The 18,249-nt window shown below is 68.3% G+C and carries 17 protein-coding genes; 5 read left to right on the forward strand and 12 right to left on the reverse strand.

The window, feature by feature from the left end:
• Positions 1-39: 39 nt before the first annotated feature.
• The 3 genes from ABZT06_RS27885 (at position 40) to ABZT06_RS27895 (ending at position 3,301) form a co-directional block, all read left to right on the forward strand.
• Complete coding sequence (locus tag ABZT06_RS27885; RefSeq protein ID WP_355746456.1) at positions 40-1,101, forward strand: aminoglycoside phosphotransferase family protein; 1,062 nt, start codon at positions 40-42, stop codon at positions 1,099-1,101.
• A 107-nt stretch (positions 1,102-1,208) separates the two neighbouring features.
• Complete coding sequence (locus ABZT06_RS27890; RefSeq protein ID WP_355746459.1) at positions 1,209-2,486, forward strand: NAD(P)-binding domain-containing protein; 1,278 nt, start codon at positions 1,209-1,211, stop codon at positions 2,484-2,486.
• On the forward strand, positions 2,483-3,301 hold the full coding sequence (locus tag ABZT06_RS27895; RefSeq protein ID WP_355746462.1) for a glycoside hydrolase family 16 protein: 819 nt from the start codon (positions 2,483-2,485) through the stop codon (positions 3,299-3,301). Before ABZT06_RS27890 ends, ABZT06_RS27895 begins: the two co-directional genes overlap by 4 nt.
• Positions 3,302-3,341: 40 nt before the next feature.
• Here ABZT06_RS27895 and ABZT06_RS27900 read toward each other — a convergent pair whose 3' ends face one another.
• The 7 genes from ABZT06_RS27900 to ABZT06_RS27930 all read right to left on the reverse strand — a co-directional run bounded on the left by ABZT06_RS27900 (position 3,342) and on the right by ABZT06_RS27930 (position 11,045).
• A complete protein-coding gene (locus ABZT06_RS27900) occupies positions 3,342-4,157 on the reverse strand; it encodes a polysaccharide deacetylase family protein (RefSeq protein ID WP_355746465.1) in 816 nt (271 codons plus the stop codon).
• A complete protein-coding gene (locus tag ABZT06_RS27905; protein WP_355746468.1) occupies positions 4,154-5,161 on the reverse strand; it encodes a glycosyltransferase family 2 protein in 1,008 nt (335 codons plus the stop codon). The genes ABZT06_RS27900 and ABZT06_RS27905 overlap by 4 nt, the downstream gene beginning before the upstream one ends.
• Positions 5,158-6,429: a hypothetical protein gene (locus ABZT06_RS27910; protein WP_355746471.1), complete on the reverse strand. Its 1,272-nt coding sequence runs from the start codon at positions 6,427-6,429 to the stop codon at positions 5,158-5,160. Before ABZT06_RS27910 ends, ABZT06_RS27905 begins: the two co-directional genes overlap by 4 nt.
• Before the next feature lie 85 nt (positions 6,430-6,514).
• Positions 6,515-7,801, reverse strand: coding sequence for a glycosyltransferase (locus tag ABZT06_RS27915; protein WP_355746474.1), 1,287 nt, complete (start codon positions 7,799-7,801; stop codon positions 6,515-6,517).
• Positions 7,798-8,565, reverse strand: coding sequence for a glycosyltransferase family 2 protein (locus tag ABZT06_RS27920; protein WP_355746478.1), 768 nt, complete (start codon positions 8,563-8,565; stop codon positions 7,798-7,800). Before ABZT06_RS27920 ends, ABZT06_RS27915 begins: the two co-directional genes overlap by 4 nt.
• A gap of 219 nt (positions 8,566-8,784) precedes the next feature.
• Positions 8,785-9,216 (reverse strand): hypothetical protein, encoded by a 432-nt coding sequence (locus ABZT06_RS27925; protein ID WP_355746481.1) that lies wholly within the window; start codon positions 9,214-9,216, stop codon positions 8,785-8,787.
• The gene (locus ABZT06_RS27930; protein WP_355746484.1) at positions 9,213-11,045 is read right to left on the reverse strand and encodes a glycosyltransferase; all 1,833 of its coding nucleotides are present in this window, start codon (positions 11,043-11,045) and stop codon (positions 9,213-9,215) included. Before ABZT06_RS27930 ends, ABZT06_RS27925 begins: the two co-directional genes overlap by 4 nt.
• Before the next feature lie 285 nt (positions 11,046-11,330).
• Between ABZT06_RS27930 and ABZT06_RS27935 the strand changes: the two genes are divergently transcribed.
• Positions 11,331-12,137, forward strand: coding sequence for an alkaline phosphatase family protein (locus ABZT06_RS27935; protein ID WP_355746487.1), 807 nt, complete (start codon positions 11,331-11,333; stop codon positions 12,135-12,137).
• 12 nt (positions 12,138-12,149) lie between these two features.
• On the opposite strand, the gene ABZT06_RS27940 is transcribed toward ABZT06_RS27935, so the two are convergent.
• Positions 12,150-13,235 (reverse strand): GNAT family N-acetyltransferase, encoded by a 1,086-nt coding sequence (locus tag ABZT06_RS27940; RefSeq protein ID WP_355746490.1) that lies wholly within the window; start codon positions 13,233-13,235, stop codon positions 12,150-12,152.
• A 323-nt stretch (positions 13,236-13,558) separates the two neighbouring features.
• Here ABZT06_RS27940 and ABZT06_RS27945 point away from each other — a divergent pair, with 323 nt between their 5' ends.
• Entirely contained in the window at positions 13,559-14,287 is a 729-nt protein-coding gene (locus ABZT06_RS27945; protein WP_355746493.1) for a TetR family transcriptional regulator, read from the forward strand.
• Positions 14,288-14,430: 143 nt separating this feature from the next.
• On the opposite strand, the gene ABZT06_RS27950 is transcribed toward ABZT06_RS27945, so the two are convergent.
• The 4 genes from ABZT06_RS27950 to ABZT06_RS27965 form a co-directional block, all read right to left on the reverse strand.
• Positions 14,431-15,693, reverse strand: a complete 1,263-nt coding sequence (locus tag ABZT06_RS27950; RefSeq protein ID WP_355746496.1) for a glycoside hydrolase family 16 protein — start codon at positions 15,691-15,693, stop codon at positions 14,431-14,433.
• Positions 15,694-16,060: 367 nt separating this feature from the next.
• Positions 16,061-16,222: a hypothetical protein gene (locus ABZT06_RS27955; RefSeq protein ID WP_355746499.1), complete on the reverse strand. Its 162-nt coding sequence runs from the start codon at positions 16,220-16,222 to the stop codon at positions 16,061-16,063.
• A gap of 102 nt (positions 16,223-16,324) precedes the next feature.
• Positions 16,325-16,915, reverse strand: a complete 591-nt coding sequence (locus ABZT06_RS27960; RefSeq protein WP_355746502.1) for a hypothetical protein — start codon at positions 16,913-16,915, stop codon at positions 16,325-16,327.
• 143 nt (positions 16,916-17,058) lie between these two features.
• Positions 17,059-18,057, reverse strand: coding sequence for a GNAT family N-acetyltransferase (locus tag ABZT06_RS27965; protein ID WP_355746505.1), 999 nt, complete (start codon positions 18,055-18,057; stop codon positions 17,059-17,061).
• Between the last annotated feature and the right edge of the window lie 192 nt (positions 18,058-18,249).

Raw genomic sequence — 18,249 nt, forward strand, 5'->3', positions numbered from 1 at the left:
GCGCGGGTCGTGCCCGCGGACCGTCCAGCAAGGCCTGGTATGAAGACTTCCGTCAAAATGTCCTCGCTCTCCGGTTTGCTGCCCCTCTACTTCCCCCGCGCGCTGGGCGGCCTCGACGACCGTCTCCGGGCCCACTGGCTGATGCGCGGCGCCGGTCCCTGCGACATCAGCGTGGTCCGGCGTCCCTCCTTGCCCAAAGCGGGTCTCCTGGTGTTCGAGCTGCGGCGCGGCGGCGCTGAGAGCCTGGTGGTCAAACACCCCAGGAACGAGGCCGGGGCCGCCGTCGCGGCGCGGGAGCGGGAAGTCCTGCAACAGCTCGACGCCGACGGCCGGCTCGACCCCTGGCGTCCTGTGCTGCCCCGAGTGGTCGGCTCACCATCCCCCGGCGGGACACTCGTTCAGAACAAGCTCCCGGGAATCCCGGCGGAACGACTGATCCGCAACACCCCGGACGACCCGTACGCCGCCGTCGCTCCCGCACTGCGCCTGCTGGCGGACCTCCGGACCGCGACCGGACGTCGCCGCAAGGCAGCCGACCGGGCCCTGCCCTGGTGCGAGTCGCAGTTGAGGGATCTCTTTGCCGGAATCCCCAGTTACCGGTCCGGCCGGAGAGCGGCCGAATTCCAGGCGCTGCGCCACCGGCTGGACGCGGCCCTGGCGGGCGCCGTCCTGACCGAGGGCTGGACCCATGGCGACTACCACCCCGGCAATGTGCTGCTCGGAGGCGACCCCCTCCAGGTCACCGGTGTCTTCGACTGGAGCAGCGGTCAGGCGGACGGGCCGTGCGAGATCGACGCCTACACCCTCGTGCTGGCCCTGCGCAGTACCCTGAGCGGCCGCCCACTGGGTGGCCTGGTCGCCGAGACCTTGCGCACCGGCCAGGTGCCGGATGCCGACCGTGCCCTGCTCGCACTCGCGGGGCTGGACCAGGACGACCACGGTGTCCACGATCCGGTGGCGATTCCCCTGCTGACCTGGCTGTGGCATGTGGCGAACAACGTCCGCAAGTCCCCGAGGTTCGGCCACAGCTACGGCTGGCTCACCGACACGGTCGCACCCGTACTCAGGGAGGCCGCCCGTTGGGCCGGTTCCCGGCCGTGACGGCGTCGGCACCACGCGCCATGGAGCCTCCGGGCCCGCGGCCGGGGACCATACGGGATACACAGTGACGGCAGAGCCAATTTGTGGGCCCTGGGGAAGGAGCGACCATGCCCGCGAACACCGGTTTCATCGCCCGGCACAGAGCGGCCAGGAACGGAGGGACCAGTGACTCCGGTCAGCGGCTGCCCACCGTCGTCATCGGAACCGGCCCCTACGGGCTCGCCACAGCCGCCTGGCTGAGCGCGGCAGGAAGACCACGGCGGGTCTTCGGTGAACCCATGGAGTGCTGGGACAGCAATATGCCCGCAGGCATGTATCTGAAGTCGGTGCCGGCCGCCTCCTCCATTTCCGCACCAGAGCCCGGATACCGCCTGGAGGACTTCCGGGCCGCGCGGGGACTCGGACCCGTGGGCGACCTGTACCCCATTCCGGTCGAGGAGATGATCGCCTACGGACGGTGGTTCCAGGAGCGACGCGTGCCCGAAACCGAGCGGCAGAGGGTACAGACCGTTGAGGCGTTGGACGGGCTGTTCGCGGTCACCCTGGACTCCGGAGAACAGTTCCTCGCCGAGAACGTGGTGATGGCCACCGGGCAGGTCCCGTTCGCCCACGAGCCGCCCGAACTGGGCGGCCCCTTCCCCGACGACCTCGTCTCCCACACCAGTCGGCACCGTGATCTGACCCGATTCTCGGGGCAGCGGGTCGCCGTCCTCGGTGCCGGCCAGTCGGCCCTGGAGAGCGCCGCGCTGTTGCACGAGAACGGTGCCCGTCCCACCGTGATCGTCCGCGCCGAGTCCGTCACGTTCGGCGGCCCGCCGGACACCGACCGCCTGGCCGACCGGCCACGCCCCGTACGCATCGTCAAGCCGGGTTCGCCGCTCGGACCGGGCTGGTCGCTGCTGGCGTGCAGCTACGGGGGCGGGGCCTACCGCCATCTGCCGGAGGGGCTGCGGATGCGTCTGCTGCACTCCGTGCTCGGGCCGTCCGGCGGCTGGTGGCTGCGACACCGCGTGGACGACCGCTTCCCGGTGCTGTGCCGCCGTACAGTCAGTTCCGCTGCGGTCGAGGACGACACGATGCGCATTGAGGTCGTGGACGCCGACGGAAGTACGGAGGTGCTGCAGGCCGACCATCTGCTGCTGGCCACGGGGTACCGGGTGAATGTCGACCGTCTTGGGCTGCTGGCACCCGGACTCCGCCGGGATGTACGGACGTACCGCGGTGCCCCGCGGCTGTCGTCCGGGTTCGAGTCCTCCGTGCCCGGACTGTTCTTCACCGGACTGGCCGCCGCTCCCACCTTCGGCCCCGTGCTGCGGTTCGTCGCCGGCACCGGATTCGCCGCGCGCAGGGTGGCCGCGTCGACCGGGACTCGCGCAGACCCATGACGTCACGAGGCGCGGTGCTCGGTGTGCTCACGCTGCTGCTGATGGCGTGCTGCGCCTGCGGTTCCACGCCCGGCACCCCTGCGCCCAAGCCTTCGGTGTCCGGGGACTGGCGACTCGTCTTCCATGACGACTTCGACGGCTCACGACTCGACAAGGACCGCTGGACCACGTGCTACGACTGGAACGAGGACGGCTGCACCATCAGCTCCAACAACGAACTGGAGTGGTACCAGCCGCGTCAGGTCTCCGTGGGCGGGGGGAAACTGACCATCACCGCCCAGCGCCGTGCCATCCGCGGCAGCGACGGGGAGGTCTACCCCTGGGTGTCCGGCATGATCTCCACTGGCCGGGACCACTGGTACGCGAAGCCACGAGAGACCTTCACCTATGGCTACTTCGAGGCGGCGATCCGCATCCCGGCGCAGGGCGGGATGGCACCCGCGTTCTGGATGATGCCCGCGAGCCGCTTCACCCCGCCCGAAATCGACATCATGGAGTTCCTCGGCACCACGCGTGAGCCCTCCATGTTCGTGCACTGGCGGAACGCGGAGGGCGCCAAGAGAAAGCAGGGGGAGATCTTCACGGCGGCCGATTTTTCCGATGACTACCACGTCTTCGCGGTGCTCTGGGAGAAGGACAAACTGGTCTGGTACGTGGACGGGGTCGAACGGTTCCGGGTGACCGCCTCCGAGCGGATTCCGCACGTGCCCATGGAGGTTCTCATCAACCTGGCCGTCGGCCTTCCCCACGCCCCGCCCTCTGGGACCGTCTCGGCGCGCATGCTCGTGGACTGGGTCCGGGTCTGGCAGCGTTGACGCACCGTCAGAGCGGCCTGTGCATCCGCGGCGCCCGGGGTCAGGCGGGAATCGCCCGGTACGGCCGTCCGGTCGCCGCTCTTGCCCGGCGGTACGCCCGCCAGCCCCTGGTCCGCAGGCTCTCGGCGAACGGTGCCACGGGGGCCCCCTCACCGCTCGTCCAGAGCGCGAAGCGTTCTCGGCCGGTGTCGGCCCGGACCATGAGCCGGGCGAACCACAGCGGGTCGTCCCCATCCGAGCTGAAGGCCGAGGCTGCCCTGATGGCGGCGGCCGAGGTCCAGCCGGACTCCCGCACCAGCGCGCGAACGGAGCGGCTGGAATAGCCGTGCGGGTAGGCGAACGAGACGACGGGATGCACGAGTTCGTCCTCGATCTCCCGCTTGCAGCCGGCCACTTCCTCCCTCGCCGACTTCCGAGGCAGAGTGTCCAGTTGCGGATGGGTCATGCTGTGTCCGCCGATCTCGACCCCGGCCGCGTCCAGCTCCCTGACCTGGGCCCAGCTGAGCATCTCCACGTATGGGAACGGTCCGCCGCCCGACGGCCGTCCCGCAGCCCTCAGGGCGCCCGTGGTCACATACAGAGTGGAGGGAAGTCCACGTGCAGCGAGCAGCGGTGCCACCGTGGAGGCGAAGTCCGCGTATCCGTCGTCGAAGGTCAGCACCGCGGAGCGGGGTGGCACCGGAGGACCGCCGTGCAGTGCCGCGACCAACTGCCGCAGTGGGATCACATGGAGTCCACTGTCGGCGATCATGTCCAGGTGCTCCACGAACGTGCGTGGAGTCACCGTGAACGGCGCGAGCCACTGCGGTGAGTCGTCGGACACCGCGTGGTAGAGGAAGACGTGTACGGCCGTCATGAGCGAACCGTCTCCCGGGGCTGCGCCGAAGTGCGGGGACGCCAGGAGAAGCCCTGCGAATACAGCGGCCGGAACCATCCGACGAGGTAACCGGTGGCGGTGGCGCACGTCCCCGCGGACAGTGCCCCGATCGTGCGCAGCGCGCCGGGGCGCCGGATCCGGGTCAGGTTCCGGGCGAGGGCCCGCGAAATGGTCGACCGCACATACGTGCGCTCGTTGGCCAGCGCCGGCCCGCTGCCGCAGCGTCGCGCCACCAGCGCCTTGGACAGCCCTTCCACGTAGCAGCGGTTCTGGAAGTAGGCCCAGCTGGCACGAGACTTGGGGACCCGGTGCCGTACCTCGGCGGCAGGCTCGTACAGCAGCACGGCCTCCGGGTTGCGAGCCGCGATACGCAGGCACAGGTCCGTCTCGTCGCAGCTCGCCATTGGACGGGTGCCCACACGTCCCAGCTCGTCGAGAAAACCGCCGACGGCGAGCAGTTCCCTTCTGCGGAAGGACATGTTGGCGCCGATGAAGTTGCGGACCGGGGCCGCCCGTTGGGGCTGTCCCCGGTAGGAGCAGCCGACCACCCAGTCGAACTCCGGCGGGAACCACTCGGGACGCCCGGCCGCCCACCAAGGCCGGACCAGCCCGCCGACGCCCACCACCCGGGGATCGCCGTAGGGCGCCAGCAGACGGCCCGTCCATCCCGATTCGGCGGTCGCGTCGTCATCGAGGAAGGCCACCACGTCGCCGTGTGAGACTGCCACCCCGGTGTTGCGCCCCCCGGACAGACCGCGCCGCCTCTGGTTGGACACCACCAGGACACCGGACAGCTCCTGCTCGGCCCGCTGCAGTAGTGCCTGGTTGTGGTCGACCACCAGCACGACCTCGTGGGCGGGAGGGTCCTGGGACTGCACCGACCGGATTGCGGCCCGCAGGTCCTCCCAGCGGTCGAGGGTGTAGGCACAGATGACGACCGACAAGGTGGGGACGGCGCGTTCGGTGGAGCGCGTGTCGTTCATGATGACCTTTCCGTCACTAGGACGAGCCAGCGGGACCAGGACACGAGCAGGAAGACGGCGATCACGCACTGGGTGACGAGCCAGGCGACGCCCGCGCCCACGAGGCCGAGTTCAGGCAGCAGCAGCTTGGTGAGCCCGAGCACCATCACGCACATCGCCACCTGCAGCGCCACCGCCCAGCGCAGGCGTCGCCGCGCCCGGGCCACGTCGATGGCCACGCTCAGCAGAAGGTTGGGCAGCGCCGACAGAGCCAACAGCCGCAGCACCATGGTTCCCTCGGCCGAATACGCGGCACCGAAGAGCGACAGGATCTGCGGGGCGAACCCGACCAGGACGACCGTGACGCCGGCCAGCAGCAGACCCGAGTGGCGCAGGACGCGCAGAGCGTGTTCCACGAGTCGTTCGGGCCCGCGCATCGACTCCGCAAGCAGGGACGTTCCCATGTTGCGGGCGATCAGGTAGGGCACGTAGGCGACATTCCAGGCCACTGAGAAGTAGGCGCTCTGCTCAGCGCCGAGGTTGTTCAGCACGATCAGCGGGGGAATGGTGTAGGAGGCGATCCGGAACAGGGAGCCGACCCAGTCGGCCGCGGCGTACCCGAGCAGGCGGGGCGGTGGTGGGGTGGTCTTCGTCTCCTGCTCGTGCCGGGGAATGGCCCTGCCCATCAGGACGAAGTTGGCCACGAGCAGCGAGACCACGAGAGCTCCCGCCCACGAGAGCAGGATCCCGGAGAAAAGGCCCAGGGCGGCGCCGAGAGCAAGCAGCAGCATCTTCGTGACGGCGAATATCACGTTCTCGCCCACGACCCAGCCTGGGCGGCGGACCGCGGTGAGCGCGCCGTCCTGCAGAACGAAGACGGCGTAACCGGCGGTTGCCACCACGAAGCAGACCGCGGTGACCGGTGTCAGCAGGACTTCGAGCCTTGGTGCGACCACCGGCACCACCGCCAGGAACGCCACGGCCACCACCAGGCTGAAGGACGTGCTCGCCGCATAGCAGGTGAGGACCAGGCGGCGTGTCCGCCGGCCGGCGGCCGGCACGAACCGCACCAGGAAATCGTTCAGGTTGAGCTGCCCGATGCCCGTGAGCAGCAAGGACGCCGAGATCGCCGAGTAGCTCAGGCCCACGGTCCGCTCGTCGTACCAGTGCGTTGCGAAGATCCAGAAGACGAAGCCGAAGCCCGAGTTGATGAGGGAACCGACCGCGAGAAGGTGCCCTGTGCGCAGTACGGGTTCACCGGGGAGCGCTGCTGCGACACTGGCGCGCATCACTGCAGGGAGGGAGCGTCGTCGCATACCGGTGGCCCTCGCAGCCGAGTCGGTCATCGAATTGCTGTCCAAGCCACCCACCTCGTCAGGTTCCGACGCCGACGCCGGTGAGACGTCCGCGGAGATAGCCGAAGGCGCCGTAGACAATCCCCCGCATTTCCAGAAGCGCCAGGCGCCTGGACCAGTCGGCCTCGGGCTCGGCGCTGCGGTCGCGCGATCTGGTCATGAGGTAGCGGATGCCGCGGGGCAGCCGCCGCAGCAGGGCGGGCAACCGACGGGGGTTCTTCAGCAGCGCGCCGGTGAGATAGGCACCGAGCCCGGCGCCATAGCCGAACACCTGGCCGGCCACTGCGTCCCACGTACGGCGATGACAGTGCCAGACGATGGCGCTCGGCTGGTAGGCGAGCATGTGACCGGCCGTCAGGACCTCGAAGAAGGCGAGCAGGTCGTCGCCGCCCCGGCCCGGTGTACCGGCACCGGTCGCGGGGTCGAAGCCGCCTAGGGAGCGGAGCACGTCGGTACGGAAGGCCATGTTGGCACCGGAGCCGAAGCGTCCCGCGGTGAAGGGGAACAGCGGGTCCGCCGGCGGATCGACCAGCGACCAGGTGCGCGGCACGTACCCCTTCGCGAAACCGCCCTGCCGCTCCAGGACGGCCTGGGCCGGGGTCTCCAGTTCGGCGGGCACGATCAGCCCGGTGACACAGCCGATCCGCGTGTCGTGCGCGAAGGTCTCGGCCAGGGCCGACAGCCATCCGGGGTCGACGAGCGTGTCGTCGTCCGTGAAGGCGACGACGGAGCCGCGGGCCCGGGCGAGCCCCAGGTTGTGGGCGCGGGCCAGCCCGGCGACAGGTTCACGGACGTACCGGACCTGCCCGGTGAAGGCTCCGCGGACCAGGGCTTCGGTCGCGCCGTCGGCCGGGGCGTTGTCGACCACGACGATCTCGAACTCCGGGTATTCCGACCGCAGGAGCGAGCGCAGACAGTGGCGCAGCTGCTCCGGCCGGTTGCGGGTGGCCACGACCACGCTGATGAAGGGTGACTTGTGGAGTACGTGGCCCCGTTCGGCCCCGTCGGTGCCACCGTCCGATGTTCCGGTCCGGTCCACGGCGCGGCGCCGGGCGATCTCGCCCGCCAGTTCGCGGTGGGCAACGCCGGACACCGCCCGCCAGAGACCCTCGGGCCCGGAGGTGTTCGCGGCGCTGACCATGCCCAGGGGAAGACCGTCCAGTCGCACGAGAGCACGAACCTGCCTCTGCGGGCGGACCGGCCCCCGGTCGCCGGGCAGGCGGAACTCACCGGGACGGGCCAGGTCGATGTCGACCACCGGCACCGGGGGCCGGACGGGGGCGGAGCGCATAGGGACGGAGTTCATGATGCGCTTCGCTCGGACCGGGCGGTGGAGGAACGGCCGGTGAAGGACCGGGCACCTGGCCGTTCCGAGAACAGGGTGCGCAGCACCCGGCGCCCGTCGGATATGGCATGGAGGTTCGAGCGGCCGCTGCGGCGGGGCAGTTCCAGGCTGGGGACCTCGGCGATGCGCAGGCCGGAGCGCAGGGCGTGCGCGATCATCTCGGCCTCGATCTCGAAGCCGGCGGCGTGCAGGTCGAGCTGGTCCAGGAAGCTGCGCCGGAAGGCGCAGAAGCCGTAGCACAGATCGGTCAGGGAAGCATGGTAGAGCCGGTTGGTGGCGAGCAGAAGCACATGGTTGCCCATCCGGCGGATGAGGGTGATGTCGAGCGAGCCACCGCCCGCCACAAACCTCGAACCCTTGACGAAGTCGTAGCCGTACTCGAGAAAGTGCAGGAAGTGGGGGATTTCCGCCGGCGACATGCTGCCGTCGGCGTCCATCATCACCACGTAGTCGCCCTTCGCCTCAAGGAAGCCGGTACGCAGGGCGTTGCCCTTGCCGGGGCCGCTCTGCTTCACGTTGCGCACGGTCGGCAGGCAGTGCTGCGCCATGGGGACCGTGGCGTCGACTGACTCGCCGTCGACGAGGATCACCTCGTCCACACACCCCGGGATCTGCTCGAAGACCCACGGGATGTTCCGCGCCTCGTTGCGGGCCGGGACGACCAGGCTCACGAGGGCGGACGAGCGGGCTTTGCCCTCGCTGCTAAGGATCGGATCGCTGTACATGATCACATGTCTCCCAACACCTACGCCATACGTTTACGGTGTATATATACACCCTTGCCCGATTTGCGAGCGACGTCAAGTGGGCAGCGCGGTTCTTTCGAAACTCGGACACACCCCGGCGGGCAGGCAGGGGTGGAGCAGGTGTTTCAAGGGGCGCAGGACTGCTGCGACGCCCATGTGGACCGGTGCGGCACCTCGGAGCGAGGCCGCCGCGGCGCCTCACTCCGAGGTGTGCGGCTCGGGCTGATCGGCGGCGGCCGTCGGTGGATCCGCGCCCGGGACGGCCCGCGGCGCCCGATGACGACGTCCGCCGGACTTGGGCAGCAGGGCCAGGACGGATGTGGCGGCGGCGAGTGCGAGCAGCGCCCGGGTGACCGTGAACGTGTCACTCAGGAACATCGGCTCCACGACGAGCACCGCCAGCGACAGGCTGAGCACCACGGTCAGAACGCCGGTCTCGAGAACTGCCGCACGGTCCGTGGGGCGCGCCGAGCCCGGCCGGGCCCAGCGGGAGGCTGCCAGGCCAGGGCAGACGAGCAGGAACACCGTCGTCACCACGACGCGCAGGTCGTCGGCGTCCGGCAGCAAGGTGACTGCCGCCAGGGCTGACCAGCCGGACAGTGCGAGTCCCCAGCGAAGAAGGAGGGTCATGGTCCCCCTCCGTGCTTCGGGTTCTGATACCTGTAGACCACCGCGTCCTTGGTGCGGTAGACGGGAATGTAGCCCCGCGTCTTCGACAAGGCCGACTCCATTCGTCCCATGGTGTCGGCGGGCAGGATCCCCCTGAGGTAGACATCGGCGGACTGAGCCCGGCTCAGGATGATGTAGGCGGGTCGTACCGGCGTAGCCCCCTGGACGAACGGTTCCAGGCCCTTCGCCGGGTCGCTCACCAGTCGCCGCCTGTCGCTGAGGTCCTGCTCGTCCAACTGCACCTGGACGTTCTCGTCGTAGCGCAGGTACAGGCCGGGCACGGCCGAGGTGAGGGAGACGATCGTGGAACCGGGAGGAGCGGTGGCCGCGACGAAGCGCCCGGCGGCCACCTCGCCCTTCGTGAAGTAGTCCGCCGATTCCTTGCCGTAGTAGCCGAAGACCAGTCCCCCGAGCAAGGCGAGCAGCAGCGGAAAGACGGCAAGTGCGCGAAGTCGCGGCCGCCTACCCCATCTGAAGAGCAGGGCCGCGATCAGGAAAGCGGCCGGAGGCAGTGCGAACAGATAGGCGCGGAGGATCATCTCGCCGCCGTAGGCATTCGCGGTCAGGACCGGCAGCGGAGCCAGGACGAGCAGGGGAAGGCCGGTGCGACGGACCCAGGGGCGGGCCAGGAAAGAGATGCCCGCCAGCAGGAACACGGCGGCGGACAGGCCCCGGTCGACCCAGGCCACCACGGCTTGGCCCGGTGCTGCGGTACCGAGCTCGGTCAGCCCGGATGCGACGTTGGAGTCGGGTTGCAGCAGCGCGCCCAGGAAGTCGTTCAGGTTTTCCGAGATGTAGGAGCGGGCGATGGTGGCATCCCAGGCCACGGTCAGCAGCAGCGCACTGGCCAGGACCGGCAGCACGACCCGGCGGTTTCGGCGCGGAAGCCACAGCACCACCAGCGCACTGATCAGCATCAGCGGTGTCAGCGGGTGCGAGGAGATGACGACGGCTTGAACCAGCACGACCAGCACGAACCGGCCTACGGGCCATCGGTCTGTGCGGATGTCGCCCGTACGGTACAGCACCGAGGTGGGCAACCGCCCCATGACCAGGGCGATCACCGTCACGAAGAGCAGGAACGCGAAGGCCTGGGGGGCGAAGTAGTCCTGACCCACCCAGGAGCACGAGTAGTAGATCCATGCTGCCCCCCAGATCAGCCGGCGGTCACGCGTCACCGACCGGTAGAGCAGCAACAGGGGGGCGAGCAGCACGGCGTTGAGGACGGGCGGGGTCCAGGTCGCGTAGCCGAGCGCCGAGTCCAGGCCGGTGGCCTGCAGGAAGAACGCGTTGAGGTCGAAGAAGCCGGGCCACTGGTTGTAAATGGCGAGCTTGTCCGCGTGGGGTACCTCACCATGGTTGCGGATCACCGCGTCGACGACTGCGACGTGCTTCCACGCCCAGCTGTAGCGCAGTGTCGGGTAGAGCAGTGTGGGGGTCGCGTGGATGACCGCGATCAGCCCAAGGACGTAGCCCGCGAACCATCCACCGGCGGTACGTCGGTCGGTCAGCGCCAGACAGAAGCCGAAGGTCAGCAGGCCGAGGGCGACCCAGAAAAGCACCGGCAGCACCTGCAGCAGCCCGTAGTCGCGCATCTCGCCGAGGTGCACATGACGAAGGGACAGCAGCCACAGGGTGAGGGCGGACGGGAGTACGAAGCGTGCCGTCCACTGGCGTGCCGTGGTCCGGGTCGAGCGGCGCCGGTCAGCGGCTGCGGAACCGGGCCACCGTGTCACCGTGCCGGCGAAGGACGCCACGCGCCCGTTCGTCAGCGTCTGACGCTTGCCCATGAATACGTCTCCCGGGGAGCGGGGTGCTCCGACGTCGGCCCTCGTGTCACCGCACCGGCTGATGGCACTCCCGGTCGTCGGCCCACGTCGGCAACCCAGGCCGACCGATATGAGGTATTAATAACGATTGTGACGGTACTACCGATCACTGCACGTGGCAGCGCGGCGACACGGAAGCTGCGCGTCACAAACGTTCCCGGAGGGAGAGCGGTGAAGCCACGAGTGAGGAGCCCACGACCGGGGCCGCGACGTCGTCCGGGGAGGGGACTCGTCGCATGGGCGGGCATGATGGCGATGCTCCTGACGGCAGCGGGCTGTGACCATTCGGCTCAGGGCGGGATCCCCCGTCCGGACCACATCGTCGTGGTGATCGAGGAGAACCGGCCGTACAACGCCGTCATGGGGAACGCGGATGCCCCGTACCTCAACGAACTTGCCCGACAGGGTGCCTCACTCACCCAGTTCTACGCCATCACCCATCCGAGTCAGCCCAACTACCTGGCACTCTTCTCGGGCTCCGCCCTGGGTGTAAGCGGCGATTCCTGCCCGCACACGCTTACGGCCCGCAATCTCGGCTCTCAACTCCTGCAGGCCGACCTGACGTTCGCAGGCTACGCACAGAGCATGCCCCACGTCGGCTACACCGGCTGCACCCACGGCGCCTACGTGCGCCGGCACAACCCCTGGGTGAACTTCAGCAACCTTCCTGCCTCCCTCAACCGCCCGTGGACCGACTTCCCTCGCGACTTCAACGATCTGCCAACCGTCGCGTTCGTCGTCCCGGACCTCAAGCACGACATGCATGACGGCAGCGTGCGGCAGGCAGACAACTGGCTGCGCGACAGTCTCCGCGACTACGCCAACTGGGCGATGACCCACAACAGTCTGCTGATCATCACCTGGGACGAGGACGATTCAGAAGGGCCCAATCGCATTCCCGCCATTCTGGTGGGCGAGCACGTCCAGCCGGGCAACCATGCCCAACCGAACAATCTGTACGGACTGCTGCGCACCCTGCTGGATGCATACGACCTGGAGCCGATCCACCACAGCGCCGACGTAGACCCCATTGACGTGTGGAGCAACGACTGAAACGACGGAACGTCAGGCGTCCTGAAAGCGGATCACGCGTTTGACGGCCGTCCGCAGCCGGCGCTCGACCGCCGAGACGGGAAGCCGTTCACGGAGGTAGCGGGGGGAGGAGAAGCTCTCCGCTCCGAAGCCCTCCTTGAACGCGGCGAGGGAGGATCCAGGGCTGGACTCCCCCATGTCGAATGTCCGGCAGCCCGCGGCACACGCTTCCTCGATCGCCAGCCGGTACAGCAGGGGAACGGCATGGACCGGGTGGGCCCGTTCCCGAACCATTGCCGCACGCCACAACTTGGCGAGGTGACCGTGGCGCAGGACGACGAGCGCCGCGGCGGGCTCCCCTCCCCGCCAGGCCATCCAGATCGCGCATTCCTCGCCGAATTGGGCAGCCACCGCTTCCAGTCGCCGCATGGGGAAAGCTCGCGTCCGGCGCCAGCGGGCCAGGGCGAGCGGCTCGTGCTGCTGTCCGGCCCAGCGCACGATCGACTTCTGGTACAGGTGGTAAAAGACGGGGACGAGCCGGCCGGTACGGTCCACCTCGACGTCGACGTCCGAGCGCTCGGCGCGGCGGACCTCGCGCCGCACATGACGACTGAAGCGGTGCTCCCAGACGGTGCCGAAGCCGCCGTCGAGGTTCAGTATCTGTGTCATGTGCGGCTCGGGCCGGAAGCCCGAGGGTGCGGCGTTCACCCATACGGCTTGGTCGATGGGCCGGAAGCGCACACCGACCCGAAAGGCGGGCCGGAGCGCGAGGTCATCGAAGACCACGCATGCCTCCGCCGGGCTCACGCCTCCAGGGTCCACCGGTCCTCCGATGCCCCACCCGGCCGGCCAGGACTCCTCCGCGTCCAAACGCTGCGGGCGATGCCTCCTGCCAACGAGGGGAAGCACGAGCCGGCGGCCTCCCTCAAACTCGTACAGACGGCTCGCGTCCCGGTACGGCCCTGTGGCGCACAGGCTCTCCAGCCAAGCCGGAGTCTGGGAGGCACAGGTGTTCGTGTCCTCGTCGGCCAGTTCCCACCAGACATCACGTGGCGCCGGGGTGGTGATCTGCGCAAGTCCGGCCGGGGTGTCGATCAGGAGCACAGCAGGTGCGTTCACGGGCTTCTCCTGCCGGGCGTACGGGTCCCGCAAGGACGACGCTCGCGGACCGAGGACCCACGTGCCCACGTCCGATGCTAGGCCGGGCGCGCGAGCCAGGCATCTCGGCCCGGTGTCCCGCCGGATCGTGCCCGAACGGCTCGCCTGCGAGCCGGCAAGCGATCAGGAAATCCACGGCAGGTCAGCGGCCGCTCTCTGTCAGCCTTGGGCGAGTTGACATCCCTGATCCCCAATCTGCTGAGATCCTGGACCCGTCAGGTTGCGGACTGTATATTTACGACGTATGCATACAGTCGCTTGTGGTGGGGCGGTGAGGAGACGGGATGACGGAGAAAGCCTCAGGGGCCGACCCGGCCCGGCGCGCGAGCGACCGCGGGCGGTACGGCAGACTCACTCAACAACGCGTCCTGACAGCCGCCCTGGAACTAGTGGACCGCGAAGGACTCTCGGCGTTGAGCATGCGCCGACTCGGCGCCGAACTCGGCGTGGAGGCCATGGCGCTCTACCGGTACGCGGCGAGCAAGGACGCCCTCCTGGACGGCCTGGTCGAGGCCCTTTATTTGGAGCTCGAGGAACGCCTGGCCGCGAAGCCCGAACCCGCCGCCGCGGCCGAGGGCGCCTGGCGCTCGGAGCTCCACCGCGTCGCACGAGCGACGTACGACGTCTGCCTCGCACATCCGCATGCGGTGCCTCTGCTCGCCACGCGCATGCTGGCGGTCCCGCTGGCCCAGCGGCCGCTCGCCGTCCTGCGGGACCACGAGCGGGTGCTCGCGCTGCTCAGGGAGGCCGGCCTGGACGAGGCCCACACCTCCGCCGTCTTCCGGGCGTTCACCGCCTGGCTTCTCGGCTACGCGTCCGTGGAACTGCGCCCACTGGTGGACAACCCCGAGGAGACAGACCCCGCCTTCCGTCTCGGCCTCCACCGCCTGTCACCCCAGGAGCTGCCCATACTGCGGGAGACCGCCGCCGCCCTCGCCGAGCCGGGTGGACCGGAGGGCCTGGCCGCCGGGCTGGATGCGCTGCTCGACCGATTCGCGGGACCGGAAGCCTGACGGCCCTCAGCACTCTGAGCGCCGCCGTCCCACCGGGCCCGGGCTCCTCGGTCCGTTGCTGAGGCATCAGGGAGGGTGCCGGACAACTCACAAGGAGATGCGATGACAACCATCACGGTGACGCCCAGGCGGATTCGGCAGGTTCAGTGCTGCCAGACCCTCACATAGTCGACCATCATGTCGGCGGGAGTCAGCCTCGGCCCGCCGTGCTGATCGCTGACCCCGTTGTTGAGAATCAGGTACATCGGCTGTGCCGTGATTCCCGTGGTGATCTGTCCGACCTGCTTTCCGTCGTAGTAGTAGGTGACCGAACCTGCTTTCCATTCAGCACCGTAGGTGTGCCATCCAGTGAAATTGCCGGAGGCGCAGCCGCCGGGGCCACCCGCATTGGAATGGAAGTGGTAGCAGGCCTGCCCGCCCAGCCCTTCCAAGACGTCCATTTCACCGTCGGCCGGCCAGGTCTGCCCGTCGGTCCAGAACGCGGGCCAGTTGGCGATCTGAGTGCCGGAGGCCGGCGAGTAGATCCTGGCCTCGAAGGCGCCGTAGGTGAACTGGGCCTTGCCGTTGCTCTCGACCAGGCCCGAGCGGTACGGGTAGGTCGTGCCGTTGCTCGCCGTGGTCTGCTGCTGAATGGCTGTCAGGTGAAGTGAGCCACCACTGACGCTGACCTGGGACGGGGCATAGGCGCCGATCTCGGCCGAGTTGACCGGCTTTGTGATGCAGGTGGGGCAGCCCAGCCAGTTCGGGTTCCACTTGGCGGAGTCGAGCGTGGTGCCGCTGAACTCGTCACTGAACACCTTCCGCCAGGTACCGGGGACGCCCAGCGGGGCGTCCGCGCTGGTCGGCGCGGGCTGGGTTGGCGTCGATGTCGGCGTGGGAGTAGGCGTGGGTGTGGGAGTAGCCGTGGGTGTGGGAGTAGGCGTGGGCGCGGGGCTCGGACTCGTGCCGCCGGACGTGAAGCTCTTCACCGGGGCGAGGTTGTGCCACGTGCCCTGCACCTTGTACGCAACGAAGTAGGTGTACGTGCCTGCAGGGAACGTGCGGCTACCGGAGGTGTAGGTGTTCCCTGAGGGGCTCAGCCTCGCCGTGCGCGCACCGGGAAAGTCATAATTCGAACCGTTCACCGAGCGTGCCGCGACGGTTACCGCATCCACCTTCATATAGCGGTCGGAATGGAGTTTCGCGGTGGCCGTGAATTGTCCGACGCCGACTGCCGGCGCGACCGACAGGGAATCGACGGTCACGCCGGTCGACGTCGATGCCGACTGACTCGCCTGCGCCGTGGTGGCGGCGCCGATGATCGCGGCGGCGAGCACAAGCGGCGACAACTTGTGGGCCAAGGTGAGCCGGGGGCGGCGCCTGTTTCCTTTGGTCATGTGCATGTAGTGGTGGACCTTTCCCCGCATGTCTGGCAGTGGGTCGCGTCGGGAGCGCCCCGAACGGAGTGGACTTTGCGCGAGCCAATTCCGGTGCGCAACCACCATGCGTGCCTAAAGGACCAGCCGATAAGGCGTTTGACTCTCAAATACGTATGCCGCGAGGGAAGGTTGAGGGAGTGGAACCGTTCCCTGTGATGTGTGCCATAGCGAATTTCCGATCGCCCCGTTTGGGATAAAAAAAATGAGCAAATGACGACAATTCGGACGTGTCGGTCGGATTGCGGAGTCCGGCCTCGCTTTCGTGCCCGTGCTAGCTGGCGCCCTCGCGTCCCGCACTTGGCAGGTCTTCGAAGTCAGTGGGGATGCTCGTCGGCCGACCAGCGCGTTCGACGGTCTATCGGCGCGCACCGAGGTGCCGGCGGTCGCCTCGCCACTCGATCAGCAGTGCCTGGGCGGCGTGGGGGAAGCGGACTTGACCGGTGGCGAGGTGCTGGACCCGGACGGGGTGGATCTCGCGACGGGTGGAGTTCTCCTCCTCGGTGTGGTGCACGCGCATGACGGGGCACCGGCTCGCTCGTCGCACTCGAGGGCCGTCGAACTTGGCAAAGAGGACGGGGCGGTTCTGTTACGGGAAAGAGCCCGTAGGCACCTCGGGAGTTCAGGTAGCAGGCGTGGCCGGCGACGGTGTGCAGTGCGTGGCACTCACGATCGGGCCGATGATCTCGGCGACCATGTTCAGGGCGGCGCTGAAGTGCAGGGCGTCGTGGGGCTTGTGGCGCATCTCGCGCTGGGCGAGCATCACGCCGGGGTCGGTCAAGCAGACGCCGAGCAGGCGCACCTGTTGTCCGTCGGGATCCTTGGCGCCGCGCACGGTCATGCCGGCGACCGCGAGCTGGGGGACGGATGGATCCCCTGCGACGTCCGCCAGCGGGTCGGCGGTATGGGCCTGGACGAAACGGCCGACGGCTGCGTCCAGAGCGTCACCATCCACCCGTGCCAGAGCCTTGGCCAGGTGGCCACGGGCAGGAATTCGGGGGCTGGCGCCGGCTACTTCGAGCGCGGCGATGATGCCGGCGCCCTGGCCGTGGGCCCGGCGCAGCACGCCGCGTACGGAGCGGGTGCCGTAGAGCATGGCGCAGGCGACCAGGCCCAGCAGCATCGGCCAGGAGTGCGTGACCAGGTGTGCGGTGCGCGGGTGGGGTACTTCGCGGACCGCGTCGAGCAGCGGGGGAAGCCGCGCGGAGCGCACCTCTTCAAGCCGGTGAGACCGTGTTGATCGGCGAGTTGACGGGAGGCGAGCAGGGTGGGGCAGGATTGCGGCCACTCGGCAGAGGCACCTCGGGGCTTTCGGGAGTACTCACCTTGGCATGAAAGCCCCGGCGGGTTCGGGCCTCACTCGTCCTTGAAACCGATGAGATGCTTGGCCACACTGCGCAGGCGCTGGTCGATCGATGTCAAGGGAATCAATTCCCTGCGGTAGCCGAAAGATGTGTAGCCGCGAGCGCCGAGCCGTTCCTTGAAAGCGCTGACGGAAGAACCCGGGGGCGAGTCGCCCATGTGATAAAAGAGGCAACCGGCCTCACAAGCATCCTCGATAGCGAGCTTGTGCAGAAGCGTGGTGGCACGACTGGGATTAGCCAATTCCTTGACCATGCCACTGCGCCAATACTTCACGTGAGGACCGTGACGGAGCACCATGAGGGCCGCCGCATGCTGACCCTGATACGAGGCCAACCACACAGTGCAGGAATCGGCGAAAGTCTCCGACACAGCTTGGAATTTACTCAGCGGGTCAATCCGATGCCTGCGCCACCGAGCGAGAGCCAGCGGCTCGTGCTGCTGCCGCGCCCAACGAGCGATCGAGTGCTGGTAGAGCGCGTAGAAGGCTGGTACCAGACGCCCGGTGCGGTCTACCTCTACCTCCACCCCCACCTTCTCGGCCTTGCGTACGGCAGTCCTGACCGGTCCGGTGAACCGCCGCTCCCAGACGTCGCCGAAGCCCCCGACGAGGTCCAGGATGTACGTCGTATGACGCAAAGTGGTGAAGTCAGATGGCACTGCTGACAGCCACATGGGGTCGGCATTCGGCCCGAACCGTACGGACACGCGATTGGCCGGAAGGCGGACCAGGTCCCCGAAGACGGCACGCGCTTGCTCCAGGTCGGGCTCCCCGGAAGCGACAGGGCCTCCGATGCCCCACTCGGAAGGCCAGGCGTCTCGGGCGATCAGATGAGCAGGCCAATGGCGTCGGCGTACCAGCGGCACGACGATCCGGCCGCCCTCGTCGAACTCGTAAAAACGACTGGCATCCTCATAGGGTCCGGTCGCACAAATGCAGTCCAACCAGCGCGGAGTTTGGGTGATCAGCGCCTCAGCGCTCCCGTCGATCAATCGCTGCCATTGGTTCCGAGGAGCCGGACTCGTTACATTGAGATGAGCCGAGGTCCACACAGGAACTTTCATAATTACCCCTCAGCCAGGCCGGGGATCTTGCAAAGAATGGCAAGTGCCGGGACCCGACTCGGCCGACCTGTTGCCACCCCGATCCGGGCTGCTGTCCCGACCACGTGGTGGCCGATAAGT

Origin of the sequence: Streptomyces sp. NPDC005483 (assembly GCF_040606035.1) — a bacterium.
Classification (GTDB): domain Bacteria; phylum Actinomycetota; class Actinomycetes; order Streptomycetales; family Streptomycetaceae; genus Streptomyces.

Bases quoted from the DNA above. Each gene is read 5' to 3' on its own strand.
- ABZT06_RS27945 (WP_355746493.1), top strand. From the start codon at position 13,559: ATGACGGAGAAAGCCTCAGGGGCCGACCCGGCCCGGCGCGCGAGCGAC.
- ABZT06_RS27920 (WP_355746478.1), bottom strand. From the start codon at position 8,565: ATGTACAGCGATCCGATCCTTAGCAGCGAGGGCAAAGCCCGCTCGTCC.
- ABZT06_RS27885 (WP_355746456.1), top strand. From the start codon at position 40: ATGAAGACTTCCGTCAAAATGTCCTCGCTCTCCGGTTTGCTGCCCCTC.
- ABZT06_RS27935 (WP_355746487.1), top strand. From the start codon at position 11,331: ATGATGGCGATGCTCCTGACGGCAGCGGGCTGTGACCATTCGGCTCAG.
- ABZT06_RS27890 (WP_355746459.1), top strand. From the start codon at position 1,209: ATGCCCGCGAACACCGGTTTCATCGCCCGGCACAGAGCGGCCAGGAAC.
- ABZT06_RS27930 (WP_355746484.1), bottom strand. From the start codon at position 11,045: ATGGGCAAGCGTCAGACGCTGACGAACGGGCGCGTGGCGTCCTTCGCC.
- ABZT06_RS27905 (WP_355746468.1), bottom strand. From the start codon at position 5,161: ATGAACGACACGCGCTCCACCGAACGCGCCGTCCCCACCTTGTCGGTC.
- ABZT06_RS27895 (WP_355746462.1), top strand. From the start codon at position 2,483: ATGACGTCACGAGGCGCGGTGCTCGGTGTGCTCACGCTGCTGCTGATG.
- ABZT06_RS27915 (WP_355746474.1), bottom strand. From the start codon at position 7,801: ATGAACTCCGTCCCTATGCGCTCCGCCCCCGTCCGGCCCCCGGTGCCG.
- ABZT06_RS27900 (WP_355746465.1), bottom strand. From the start codon at position 4,157: ATGACGGCCGTACACGTCTTCCTCTACCACGCGGTGTCCGACGACTCA.
- ABZT06_RS27925 (WP_355746481.1), bottom strand. From the start codon at position 9,216: ATGACCCTCCTTCTTCGCTGGGGACTCGCACTGTCCGGCTGGTCAGCC.
- ABZT06_RS27910 (WP_355746471.1), bottom strand. From the start codon at position 6,429: ATGCGCGCCAGTGTCGCAGCAGCGCTCCCCGGTGAACCCGTACTGCGC.
- ABZT06_RS27955 (WP_355746499.1), bottom strand. From the start codon at position 16,222: ATGCGCGTGCACCACACCGAGGAGGAGAACTCCACCCGTCGCGAGATC.
- ABZT06_RS27950 (WP_355746496.1), bottom strand. From the start codon at position 15,693: ATGCGGGGAAAGGTCCACCACTACATGCACATGACCAAAGGAAACAGG.